Here is a 12,537-nt window from a genome sequence, read left to right as displayed (position 1 = left end):
CATCTAATGCCTATAGAAAAATAATAAATGCAAAGCTATATTGTTAGAAATCTCGAATATGAAGCCCGTAATGAAAAAGGAGCCCTCGAAACTATAATTTTAGAGGACTCACAACTATTAGATATAGCTCAGTCTAAGCCTATTGTCATTCTTGCTGATGCAGGTATGGGTAAAACTGAATTAATGAAGAAATTGGCTAAACAATCTCATATTAAAACGAAGTATTTAAGTGCATCAGACTTGGTTCAAAAGTCAGTCAAGAGACTAAGTATTCAGCCTGATGAAACTCTCTTAATAGATGCATTTGACGAAATACCTTCTACTAAAGACAGTAGTGGTATTGATAGTGTCTTAAACAAGCTTGCTGAATTGAACTATCCAAAATTTATATTAACTTGTCGAAGTATTGAATGGAACAATAGTAATAAGAACGAAATTCAGAGTGACTACGCGGAAATATTGACTGTAACCTTAACCAATCTCTCTAGAGAAGATGCTCAGCAGTTTTTACAATCGCGAGGTCTAGCTTCAGAAAACGTCTCTCAGCTTATCACCCAATTAGAAGAAAATAGCTTATCTTCCTTCTATGAAAATCCTAGAAATCTAGCCTTATTGGCAGAAATTGATTTTTCAGTTCATCCTGTACCCGAAACGAAATCTAAACTGTTTGAGCTGGCAACTGAAAAACTGTGGCAAGAGGTGAACCCAAAAGCACAGAATGCACTTGGAAAGTTATATTCAGAGCAGGTTATTGAATGTGCAGGATTGATATTTGCTATTTACCTATTGGCAGGAAAGCAGTTTATTCATAAAGGTATGACAGACAGCACACCTGATGATGCAATAAGTCTCAGCTCTTTAACTGACCTTATAAATAATGAGACGCTAGAGTCAACAATACAGTCACGATTGTTTCAATCGTTAGAAACAGACTTATTTAAACCATGGCATAGAAGTATTGCAGAATATTTGGGTGCCAAGTGGCTCGCAAACGCGATGTCTAGCCCTAGAGTAAAACGTCATATCCTTTCTTATTTAATTTTCGATGATGGTGTAATTGCGTCATTGAGAGGGCTATTCGCATGGCTACCTACTTTTAATCCTAACTTATCTGAAATTGTAATCAAAACTGACCCTTACGGGCTGATAGAGTATGGCGATACTAATTACTTCTCAGATAATGACAGTGTTTTGTTATTCAACTCTCTACAAGAGCTTACTATAAAAAACCCTTGGTTTCGAAAGAACAATCAGTGGAAGAAGGTGAAAGCTGAAGGATTAGCCAACCGTTCACTACTTGAAAGATATAGAGAAATACTAAGTGATAAAGAAGGTAACTTTCACTTCTTAAAAACCGCACTTGAAGCTTTACAAGATGCTGATTTTATTCAGGAGCTAGCCAATGAGTTATTTGCGATAGCTTACGATGATGAGTGGTATTATTCAGCACGTTCTGATTCTTTTATGTTGCTCCATGTCAATGGTTTGATTAATACCTCGACTAATTTCAATCCCTTGATAGAAAAGGGCAGTCATTCGTCACTAAGGTTAGTTTTTGAATATTGCGTTAAACATGGTTATGATTTGATTACAGATGAGCAAATCATTACATTAATTATGAAATCTTATAGCTTCAAACTTTCTAATGCACGATTAGATGAAAATTTCACACCTCAAAATGGCAGTTATTATTACTTTTTACAATATCCAATTGATAGAGTTCCTGAAATTTTAAAGAGTATTAGAAAACATATTCTCGCACTAAATATTAGTAAATTTGACTATAATCATGAATCAGTCAAAGACATTAATGACCTAATTATAACCCTTATACAACGATATATTTCTGAGAGTCAACAGACCTTAGATTCACTCATTTTCTATCAAAGTATCTCAATATTTAATAAGTTCTATACTTCTTCGATAGGTAGAGAGTCTTCTGAATTCTTTATGGATTACTTCCAACAAAATCCAGGAGAAAGAATAAAAATTCAGAAGTATTATTTAGAGCAATCAATTGAGCATTTTAATTTTTATTTATTTAGTCAAACTAGTTTATCTTCACTCATTCCATCTCGCGAATATATAGAAAAGTTATTACTATATATTCAATCGGAAAGTGTGACAGAACATAATATTGATAGATGGAAACACCTTATAAATTTATACTGTGGTAGAGACGCTATCTCTGATGAGCTTTATCTACTCGCATTGCCTTATGCTCAAAATAGTCAGCTTTTAGACTATTTAGATAATAAAAAAAAGGCTTACATTCCTGATTGGGAAATAAAAGATAGACGTCGTAGCCGTCGTGAAAGAATAAAAAAGAGGTTGAGATTCAAGGAAATTCGAAATAACTTATTACCATACAGGACTGAATTGGAGGGGGGCGACGCTAAACTCTGTAATTATCCTGCTAGAGTTTTATTGTATGGAGACTATGACACTCCTGATGATATGCAAGCGACTGATAAAGTTAAGTATCTCTTTGGAAATAGCTTGACCGAATTTGCCATTAAAGGGTTTGAAGCCAGCTTACATAATTCAGCTCCTACAATATCTGAACTCATTAAAAAATATTATCCTATCAAACCTGTCTTGATAGCTGGCATTTATTGTCGATTATTAAGGAATGAATCAATATCTGATTTATCTGATAACGTTATTTTAGCTTGTTCTGTTATTTTAGATTATGACAACTATTTAGGTTTTAAGTTTCAAGATGACGGTACACCTAAGCTTTGTGAAGCAGTCAAAAATGAAGTAATTTGCAGAGGCCTTAGAGAAAGAATTATTAAGGAAATGCTTATTCCTCAGTTTCAAACTGATGGGGCACTTATACAAGGTCTACATTGGGTTTACGGCAAAGATGTAAATAAGCTTTCAATCGATACTATCGTTGATTTATTGAAGTGCTACCCTAAAATGCACAGTCAGACGAAAGATAGATTCATAGATACACTTATCAATAACGATGAATTAATAAGGATAAGTGACTTAATAGGTATTAGTGCAAAAAACATAGTTAATAATGATGAAGATATCGAAGAATCTAATAGGTGGCTGTCATTATTAAGCATTATTGATGAGAAGAGCTTTCTACATTATCTAAGATGTGCTCAATACCCTAAGTCTATATTTTGGCAACTAAAAGAGACTTATCACGAGTCACGTTTGACCAAGAACTTTAATATGAGCATCACATTATTGTCTTGGATTGCATATCGCTTTAGTTATTCATTCCCTAAGACTGATATGCCTACTGGTGGCTTCTCGGGAAGTCGACACCCCTACGATGCAAGTAATTTTATTACTTTTTGTCTAACAGAGGTTAGCAATATCACTACCTTTGAGGCTCAAGCAGAACTTAGAAAGCTCAAAAACTGTGTTCATTCAAGTTACACAGTCTTCATTACCAATCTACTAGCAGAACAATCTAACAATATTAGAGATGCTCATTATCAAGCGCCAAGACTAGCTGATTTGTTAAATACTTTCCAAAATAAAGCACCTGAAAACGGCAAAGACTTAAAATCTTTAATTTTAGAATTGCTTGATGAAATACAAAGCAAGGTCAAATCCAGTGAACTTGACAGCTATAAAATGTTCTATGAAGATGGTAAGAATAAAAACCCTAGAAAGCCTCATGGTGAGAACTACTGTAGAGATAGATTAGCGGATTTATTAAAGCCCTATGTTGAACCTTATCAATTTAGATTAGATACTGAAAAAGATATGCCAGATGATAAACGTGCTGATTTGGTATGTAATAGCAGTAAGATGCAGCTGCCTATAGAAGTCAAAGGACAATGGCACGACGATTTATGGACAGCTATGAATGACCAACTAGGCGACTTATATCTCAAAGAGTACCAGTCTCAAGGACAAGGTATTTATTTGATATTTTACTTTGGTGAAAACTTGGTCAAAAGACCTAAAAGAAATGGTAAGTATAAACCGCAAAATGCTCAAGAACTGAAAGAGTCTTTAACCGCTTGTATTAAAGAGAAATATAAAGAAGGTATTAATGTGTTCGTAATGGATTTATCGATTGGAGAAACTTAACTATAAAACCGTAGTCAACTACCTTAACTACAAAATTGTAGTCAAAATATACTTCTTTTATTGAACAACTAAATACATATTACCTAACACACACGCCTTTCAGCTTTGCTAAAGTAAGTCATGTAAAATGCCTAATGAAATAAAAAGGACGCCCGTCATGACTTTACTCAATACTCTTAATTTAACCTACCCTATCGTACAAGCACCTATGGCAGGAGCAACCACGCCTGAGCTGGCGGTGACGGTCAGTAACTTCGGTGGATTGGGATCATTGGGGTCTGGCACGACGGCGCCAGATGTTTTGGATAAGCAAATTGACACTATTAAATCGCTCACCGACCGCCCTTTTATGATCAATCTGATGGTATTGTCTGAGCATGATTCTAGTACGTTGGACAGCGAGATGCCTTCTTGGCTAAGCCAGTATTATCAACAGCAAAATATTGAAATAGAGTTACCTGAACGACCAGCGCTAAGTTTTGCAGATCAGCTACAAGTACTCTATGACAATCCTGTCCCTGTCGCTAGTTTTACCTTTGGCATTATTAGCGCTGAGCAAGTTCAGCATTTACAGAGTCTAGGTACACGCGTCATCGGTACTGCCAATCATCCATTGGAAGCGAAAGCATGGGCAGAGATTGGCGCAGATGCAGTATGCGTACAAGGGGTAGAAGCTGGTGGCCATCGCGGTGGTTGGTTGCCACAAAGCGCAAGCGATCCAATGGGATTATTGACCTTGATTAGCCAAACGCGCGCTTGTACCGATATTCCGTTAATCGCTGCGGGTGGGATTATGACTGGGCAAGCCATCAAAGCAATTCAAACAGCAGGTGCTGAGCTGGCGCAAATAGGGACTGCATTTTTGACTACAGATAAATGCAGTATTAATGACATTTATAAACAGGCGCTACTCGATGCCAGTCAAGATAAGCGCAGTACTGAGACACGCTTAACAAGACTGTTTTCAGGTAAGCAGGCTCGTGGTTTATTAAATGATTATCTGCGTAATTTTGGCCAATTTGAGAGTGCACATGAGCTACCACCCTACCCACAATTAAATGCCATGACCAAAGACTTACGTGCGCATGCGAAAAAGAACCTTGATGCAGAACACCAGTCTTTATGGGCAGGACAAGGAGTAGCCTTGGTCAGACAAGAAGGCACGATTGAATTGCTAGAGCGACTGGTAAAGGATTTGTAATTGCTATAGCCAAAAAAAAGAAACACCAGACCAGCTGATGTTTCTTTTTTAGTTTTAAACAAACCTTTTAACTCAAATAATTATTTCTTCAACCTTTCCCTAAACGCCTTATAATCCTTCGCCGTTTCTTTTACCGCTTCGATCATCGGTACATGACCGACTTCTGGCATCATGATAACCTGCGCATGTGGCATGATATCAATCATTATTTCGGCAGTTTCAGGCTTAATAACATTGTCCTCTTCGCCCCAAACGATCAAGGTCGGAATGTTATATTCAGCGATGACTTTGGCGCGTTCTTCGACATTGTCGGTGACGATTTGCTCTAGTATTTTGGATTCTAACGCTTTATTAGCAAGGCGCTCTTGTGCAAAGACCGCTTTGACTGATTTTGGAATATAAGGCGGCTTGTACATGACAAAGTTATACATATTGTAAAAATCTTCTTTGCTATTAATCAGCAAAGGGTTGTTCTCAAGAGTAGCGCTTTCAAGCGATTTAGGCACGCCTGCTGACCAAAACCCTGCACTATCGACCAACCATAAGCTTTTGACCTCATTAGGATACTTCGCGGCGTAAGCGACACTGATAGCGCCGCCCATCGAATTACCGCCGACATGAATATTCGAAGCCACACCTTTGGCTTGCATGAGCTCATGTAAGCGCGCGGCTTGTGTGTCTGCGCGGTAATCAGCCGTCATTGGTTTGCTAGAGTCGCCAAAACCTAGCAAGTCTGGGATAAGTAGATGATAGCCGCTTAACTCATCAGCGATGCGGGTAAAGTTGTCTTTATTACCGCCAAAACCATGAATCAGCAATAAAGGCTCGCCAGCGACGTTGCCGTTTTCTGCATAGACCATTTTATCGCCTGAGGATAGCATAAATGATTTAGTCGTTAGGTCTGATTTTGAGCGTTCATACTGGATAAGCTTTTGCGTGGTATTTACGGCCAAGGTGTTGGGCGCAGTAGTACAACCGACGACTGAAAGACTGAACAGTACGGCAAGGCTTAGGTGTTTTAATAGCATCGAGACTTCCTTGTTAGCAGCTGGCAGAATGAATTAAAAAGCATAATTCTAGGATAAGCTTATTTTAAGTTTAAGCAATCATAGCAATTATTTTCCCGTCTAAACGGTATGACAATCACATAAAAAATGATAGTCAAATAATCATAAAGCTCGTTAAGGGTTTACAGCTCTAATAAAGACGGCACAAGCTTTCTGGTTTATGATAAGCGCTTTCGTTTAATCAGCCCCAAATTAAAGGTCTAGCGCAAAAGGATAAACATTGAGTAAAACAAATACCGCCATTGGTAAACAACGCGACCTCACCGAAGGGTCGATTGCCAAAACGATGCTCCTGTTTGCATTACCAACACTTGGATCATCGGCCCTACAGTCGTTAAACGGATCGATCAATGCCGTCTGGGTGGGTCGGTTTTTAGGTGAAGAGGCGTTGGCAGCGACGGCGAACGGCAACATCTTGATGTTTATCCTGATATCCTTCGTTTTCGGTTTTGGCATGGCTTCTACTATCTTGATTGGTCAGGCAATGGGCCGCCGTGACGACACCATGGTCAAGAAAACCATGGGAACGGCGCTGGGTAGCATTATTCCGATAAGTATATTGGTATCGGCAATAGGGTGGATATTTGCCCCAATGCTACTTGAACTGCTGGGTACGCCATCAAGTGCGGTGAGCCTTGCCCTGACTTATCTGCGGATGATTTTCATTGCGATGCCCGTCACACTGACCTTTACGCTAATGATGATGGCACTGCGCGGAACGGGCGATTCTACGACGCCGCTTTGGTTTATCATTATATCAGTCGTTATTGACCTGATTTTGACGCCGACGCTGATTTTGGGTCTAGGACCCTTTCCCGAATGGGGTATATTTGGCTCGGCATTCGCAACTGCCGTCGCAAACACACTAGCGCTTATTGGCATGGTCGTAACCCTGTACTGGCGTGGCTCTGTGCTGACACTTAGGTTGCCAGAGCTACGCTTTTTGCGCGCAGACCGAGAAATCCTGAAGTCGATGTTCTCGAAGGGGTTGCCGATGGGCACTCAGATGATCGTTATCTCTTCGGCGGCATTAACTATGCTGTCACTGATCAACCGCGAGGGGGTACAGACGACAGCGGCTTATAGCGCGACCCAACAGCTTTGGACCTACGTGCAGATGCCTGCAATGGCGCTAAGTGCCGCAGCCAGTGCGATGGTCGCACAGAACATCGGTGCCAACCAATGGAGTAGAGTTGCAGGAATCACCCGCTGGGGACTCATCTTTAACGTGATGCTGACGGGAGCGATCATCGGGGTGCTGAGCATTTTTGATGAAACTATTTTGAGCCTGTTCCTTGGTAGTGACAGTGAAGCGGTGCCGATTGGGCGGCATATTCAGTTAATGGCGACATGGGGTTTTGTATTTTTTGGGATAGCGCAAGTGCTGTTCGGCACCATGCGTGCTAACGGCTATGTAATTTGGCCGCTGATCGTCATGGTGATTTCCATGTACCCAGTGCGTCTTGGATTTGCTTTCGGGCTTTATCCCCTACTCGGCACCGATGCACTTTGGTTATCGTTTCCAGCGGGCATGGTAGCCACTGCTGTGATGGGTGCAGGACTATATCTGTATGGCGGATGGCGCAAAGGTAAACACTTGACCGCAGAAGAGGCCGCACAAAGGTCTGAGGAATTTCGCGCGCATTCGAGCACTAGTGCGTCGTTTCGTGATATTGTACCAACGACTGTGTGGAAACTGTCACCTTTACGCCGTATCGCAAGGCTGCATCGACGATTGCAGAGGCGACTTCATAGACACCGTATGATAAGAAAGAATAAACGATCATAGCTTGGTTTATATACAATCTTAACTTAACTTGGCTTGGCGGCTTTTGCTCATTGGTATGGCGAGTAATTTTTTCACAATATTTACCTATTACTACGAATACCTAACCTAGTGCTATCTTGGACTCGACTTTGCATTATCCAATAAAAATTCTACCGCCGCCGCTGCATGAATCGCTGTAGTATCAAATACCGGAATTGAGCTGTCTTCTTGCTTGATAAGTAGCCCAATTTCGGTACAGCCTAATATCACACCCTCTGCTCCTTCATTCGCTAAGTCTTGAATCACTTGGCTATAATACTGACGTGAGCTATCAAGAAATTGCCCTTGGCATAGCTCCTCATTGATGACTCTGTGAATCTCTTGCTGCGCATCTTTATCTGGTATCAAAACTTGCAAGCCAGCATCAATAAGGCGCTGCTTGTAAAAGTCCTGCGTCATCGTAAATTGCGTACCGAGTAGCGCTATCTTGGTCAGACCTTTTAGTTTAATTGCAGTAGCCGTGACATCTGCAATATGAATAATAGGTAAGCCAGTTGCAGCTTGTACCTCATCCACTACTTTATGCATGGTATTCGTGGCGATAAGCAACCCTTGTGCGCCAGCTGCTTGCAAGCGCTTAGCGCTACTCGCTATTATCGCGCCCATTTCATCCCATGCACCTTGCGCCTGCAACTTATTAATTGGTGCAAAGTCGACACTATGAATCAGTAAATCTGCTGAATGTAGGTTACCCAACTCCGCTTTTATACCTTCATTAATCAAGCGATAATAGCTTTCGGTACTCTCCCAGCTCATACCGCCGATGATGCCTAATGTTTTTTGTAGAGAATCTCGTTGCTGTTGAGCATCCATGTCATTGCCTTATTTGTTTGTTATAACCTTGTTTATCGTAGCAAAACCGACTGCCTAAATTGAGCTTTTTAAAGAGATGGTCATTATTATTAAGATATAGCAAAACTTATAATTGCTAATAATCGTTTTATCAATAGCTCTATACTCTATATCATAGCCGCTAATAAGATTAAGAATAATGCTTTACTCAACCATTTACTGAATGACGAAGTCATGCTGATATTATTATTCAAGCGTGACTTTTTCATGTAGGACTAGATAATATTATGGCAAAACTACCTACTATTAGAATACGTACTCGCCGCAAATACTATCGGCTAATCTTTACTGGTCTTATGGCACTGATGATGTCGCTCATTATCTCGACTGCGTTGATATTGGTCAAAGTAGGCTTTATAGATGGTTTCTTTACAGAGCTAATGCACTCGTGGGGATTGGCCTTTGTATTTGCGTGGCCCAGTGCGTACGTCTGCGCATACTTTGTGCAGGAGCATGTACTTAGTCGGATTGAGTTTTATTGAGCTATCTCCCATTCTTAACTCTACTAAACGTACTCTCACCTGATAAAAACAGCTAAGATAGACTACATACTGTTTTTATGTAGAGAGCGCTATGACTCAATTGCGGCGTACCATCGAGCACTTGCTCAATCAAGGTAGCCTTCCCCTAGAGCATGCAGATACAGCAGCGACTCATCTAGAAGTATTTCCAACCAAACGCTCGTGGCTGGCTTTTTTTGATAAGACTCTATTAGTTATCGGCGTCGTGGCACTCTTATTGTCACTAGTGTTTTTTATCGCCTATAACTGGCTACATATGGGCAAGATGGGTAAATTTGCCCTAGTCGAAGGCGCATTGGTTATTACTATCACACTCTACGTCCTACTCTCTTTTAGGCACAGGTTTACGTTTATCAGGCAGTTATTACTGCTTATTGCTAGCGTGATTACTGGCAGTTTGCTGGCACTATTTGGGCAGGTGTATCAGACGGGCGCAGATACGTGGCAGCTGTTTTTTAGCTGGGCATTATTGATTATTCCGTGGGTTCTTATCGCACGCTTGCCTGCGCTGTGGCTACTATGGCTAGGGTTAATTAATGCCTCTCTAATCCTCTACTTAGATATCGCAGATTTCCTATTTATCGACTACAACTATCAAAGTATTTTTCAGTTAGCAATATTGGCGCTAGTGAACTTTATAGCATTTAAATTATGGCTAGTCTGTGTTGAAAATAAACTCCCTGTCAATAAAATCTCTATTAATAAATCCACTACTCACGCTGCCATCGTTAGCACAAACGACTTAGAACTCGCCAACTCTAAAGACAACACCGAAACCCATTCTAAACTGCATTGGAGCACCTATATTGTCGGTTTGCTCAGTACTTATTTTATAACCCATCTAGCGATTGTTACGGTCTTTGACGATGGTTATGTTGAAGGTACTCGTATTCTGGCCACGCTCGTATCTTTACTGTTATGGGCAAGCTGGTGCGGATTTATCTATTGGCGATTTTGTAAGCGTCATACTGACTTGCTGATGCTGACTTATCTTTGCTTTTCTATCATCGTTGTAGTGATGTTTTGGACAGCTAAGCTGGTGCTAGATGATTTTGATGCTGGTGGCTTTTTAGTTTTAGCGTTATTGCTAATCGGGATGAGTTCTATGGCGGTAATGTGGCTGCGTAAGGTGGCAAGTTTAAGTAATAGAAAGTTTGAGCCTCACTCATTAAAAGGAGGCGGTCATGAATAGCAAGCACTCGAATGATATCTTTGTACAATTACAACAACATGGGTTAATTAATACCACTTCTGTTGAGAATAAAACTGAACCTTACGATGACACGCCATGGTTTATCCATCTGTTTTTTGGTTTGAGTGGTTTACTTGCCAGTCTGTTCTTCATTGGATTTTTAACTTTAATATTGGAACAAACAGGGGTGTTAGATAGCGCTATTGCGCTTTTTATCATCGGTACATTATTAAGTGCGGCGGGGCTGGCGTTATTTAAAAGCAAACATAGCCGCCGTAGTACTTTTATGAACAGTTTAGCGTTTGCCATTAGTATCGTCGGTCAGATATATATCATGTTTGCTTTACTCAGTAACGAGCTTGAGCAACCATTCAGTGTTTGGTTGTTTTTATTGATTCAGCTAATAATGACCATTGTCATGCCAAACTTTCTCTATCGCTTGTTAAGCGCTACCGTAGCATTGGGCTGCATGGTCTATCTACTTAATTTTTATTCCATATCTGAAGTTAGCTTAGGACTCTTAGCACTTATTACTGTCGTCAATCATTTACAACGCTATAGTTTGTTGCAGCGCATACCTACTAAGTGGCGCTCCAGTGCTTTTGCTATTACTAAAGCTGTCGCCTATGCCAGCGCTATTATGTTGCTCAGCATATCGATCTATTTTATCGCCGCTGAATACGGCAATAGTTTTCTAAATAGTAATGAAACCTCCAGCTATAACTACTTCCTAGCGCAAGGGCTGCTCACACTTGCCAGTCTCTATGCGGCCCACCTTATCCTTAGACGCTATCAGATCAAACTACTATCAGCAGCAGGCCTTATGATCGCCAGCGCTATTATCAGTTTAGGCATCATGTCAGTCTATGTATCAGGCTTATTAGCGACTAGCCTTATCATTATAATTGCTACTGCCAATAGCCAGCGCGTGTTATTAGGTTTCGGTATTTTCGCCTTGGTCAGCTATATATTCTGGTATTACTATCAGCTCGATACTTCGTTGCTGGTCAAATCTGTCTCTATGCTTATTATTGGAATCAGTCTGCTAATGATGCGTTGGCTGCTGGTTAAACGCTACTTTTCTGGTAGTAAGGAGCGCGCGTTATGAATGACACAAACGATAATTTGGTAGTACAAAAGCCTTTGGCGAAACCTTTACCGTGGTGGCAAAAGCGTCCCTTTACCATTAGCGTTGCGTTATTAGGACTGCTGCTTATCATAGTTATGATGACTATAAATGTAGCGAAATACGAGACCCATCTTGCCACGGGTGACACCGTTTTACTTGAGCTCGCCCCTGTCGATCCACGCGGTTTTATGCAAGGTGATTATATGACCTTAAGCTATACTATCGAGCGTAAAGTATTCAATGCGTTAGAGAATCATACAGAAGAAGACTTATATGGTACTGCCTCACGTGACGGCTATGTCATCGTGGCTTTAGACGATAATAGAGTTGGTGAATTTATCCGTTTAGCTGACGCTAAACCTAGCAATTTAACGCCTAATGAAATGGCAATTCATTACCGCATTCGCCATGGTTCACTAAAGCTTGCGACCAATGCTTTTTTCTTTCAAGAAGGTCATGCTGAGGCTTATGAAGCAGCAGAGTATGGACTGTTCCGCATCAATGACAAAGGCGAGCCGCTATTAACAAATATGGTGGATGCGAAATTTAAAGTGATTGAAATAAAAAACACAGAAGTTGATAAAGTGCAGGCTGATGAGACGCCAAACTAGATGGTTAGGATTTCACTATGGCGAGCAAGCGACAACGTTACTTAACGAAAGTAATATTGCGATTTATGAGC

General features: G+C 40.6%; 9 protein-coding genes. 7 read left to right on the top strand and 2 right to left on the bottom strand.

Annotation, left to right across the window (positions count from 1 at the left end; all coding sequences use genetic code 11):
• The first annotated feature begins 27 nt into the window (after nucleotides 1-27).
• Nucleotides 28-4,065 (top strand): ATP-binding protein, encoded by a 4,038-nt coding sequence (locus tag AK825_RS00130; RefSeq protein WP_068033592.1) that lies wholly within the window; start codon nucleotides 28-30, stop codon nucleotides 4,063-4,065.
• 157 nt (nucleotides 4,066-4,222) lie between these two features.
• Nucleotides 4,223-5,266: a nitronate monooxygenase gene (locus tag AK825_RS00125; protein ID WP_068033591.1), complete on the top strand. Its 1,044-nt coding sequence runs from the start codon at nucleotides 4,223-4,225 to the stop codon at nucleotides 5,264-5,266.
• 80 nt (nucleotides 5,267-5,346) lie between these two features.
• On the opposite strand, the gene AK825_RS00120 is transcribed toward AK825_RS00125, so the two are convergent.
• The gene (locus tag AK825_RS00120) at nucleotides 5,347-6,294 is read right to left on the bottom strand and encodes an alpha/beta hydrolase (protein ID WP_068033589.1); all 948 of its coding nucleotides are present in this window, start codon (nucleotides 6,292-6,294) and stop codon (nucleotides 5,347-5,349) included.
• Nucleotides 6,295-6,553: 259 nt separating this feature from the next.
• On the opposite strand from AK825_RS00120, the gene AK825_RS00115 reads away from it, so the two are divergent.
• Entirely contained in the window at nucleotides 6,554-8,122 is a 1,569-nt protein-coding gene (locus AK825_RS00115; RefSeq protein WP_068033587.1) for an MATE family efflux transporter, read from the top strand.
• Between the two features lie 111 nt (nucleotides 8,123-8,233).
• Here AK825_RS00115 and AK825_RS00110 read toward each other — a convergent pair whose 3' ends face one another.
• On the bottom strand, nucleotides 8,234-8,974 hold the full coding sequence (locus tag AK825_RS00110) for an aspartate/glutamate racemase family protein (protein WP_068033584.1): 741 nt from the start codon (nucleotides 8,972-8,974) through the stop codon (nucleotides 8,234-8,236).
• 266 nt (nucleotides 8,975-9,240) lie between these two features.
• Here AK825_RS00110 and AK825_RS00105 point away from each other — a divergent pair, with 266 nt between their 5' ends.
• From AK825_RS00105 to AK825_RS00090, 4 genes are all read left to right on the top strand, one after another.
• Nucleotides 9,241-9,495, top strand: a complete 255-nt coding sequence (locus tag AK825_RS00105; RefSeq protein WP_068033581.1) for a DUF2798 domain-containing protein — start codon at nucleotides 9,241-9,243, stop codon at nucleotides 9,493-9,495.
• Between the two features lie 91 nt (nucleotides 9,496-9,586).
• A complete protein-coding gene (locus AK825_RS00100) occupies nucleotides 9,587-10,726 on the top strand; it encodes a DUF2157 domain-containing protein (RefSeq protein WP_068033579.1) in 1,140 nt (379 codons plus the stop codon).
• Entirely contained in the window at nucleotides 10,719-11,834 is a 1,116-nt protein-coding gene (locus tag AK825_RS00095) for a DUF4401 domain-containing protein (protein WP_068033578.1), read from the top strand. The genes AK825_RS00100 and AK825_RS00095 overlap by 8 nt, the downstream gene beginning before the upstream one ends.
• The gene (locus AK825_RS00090; protein ID WP_068033575.1) at nucleotides 11,831-12,466 is read left to right on the top strand and encodes a GDYXXLXY domain-containing protein; all 636 of its coding nucleotides are present in this window, start codon (nucleotides 11,831-11,833) and stop codon (nucleotides 12,464-12,466) included. Before AK825_RS00095 ends, AK825_RS00090 begins: the two co-directional genes overlap by 4 nt.
• Nucleotides 12,467-12,537 lie beyond the last annotated feature (71 nt).

Origin of the sequence: Psychrobacter sp. P11G5, from assembly GCF_001593305.1 — a bacterium.
Classification (GTDB): Bacteria; Pseudomonadota; Gammaproteobacteria; order Pseudomonadales; family Moraxellaceae; genus Psychrobacter.
The sequence above is the reverse complement of the archived record's forward strand: the minus strand, read 5'-3'. Positions and strand labels throughout refer to the sequence as shown.

What these genes read in the sequence shown, in the direction of transcription:
- AK825_RS00130 (WP_068033592.1), top strand. Translation starts at nt 28, where the DNA reads ATGCAAAGCTATATTGTTAGAAATCTCGAATATGAAGCCCGTAATGAA.
- AK825_RS00125 (WP_068033591.1), top strand. Translation starts at nt 4,223, where the DNA reads ATGACTTTACTCAATACTCTTAATTTAACCTACCCTATCGTACAAGCA.
- AK825_RS00120 (WP_068033589.1), bottom strand. Translation starts at nt 6,294, where the DNA reads ATGCTATTAAAACACCTAAGCCTTGCCGTACTGTTCAGTCTTTCAGTC.
- AK825_RS00110 (WP_068033584.1), bottom strand. Translation starts at nt 8,974, where the DNA reads ATGGATGCTCAACAGCAACGAGATTCTCTACAAAAAACATTAGGCATC.
- AK825_RS00105 (WP_068033581.1), top strand. Translation starts at nt 9,241, where the DNA reads ATGGCAAAACTACCTACTATTAGAATACGTACTCGCCGCAAATACTAT.
- AK825_RS00100 (WP_068033579.1), top strand. Translation starts at nt 9,587, where the DNA reads ATGACTCAATTGCGGCGTACCATCGAGCACTTGCTCAATCAAGGTAGC.
- AK825_RS00095 (WP_068033578.1), top strand. Translation starts at nt 10,719, where the DNA reads ATGAATAGCAAGCACTCGAATGATATCTTTGTACAATTACAACAACAT.
- AK825_RS00090 (WP_068033575.1), top strand. Translation starts at nt 11,831, where the DNA reads ATGAATGACACAAACGATAATTTGGTAGTACAAAAGCCTTTGGCGAAA.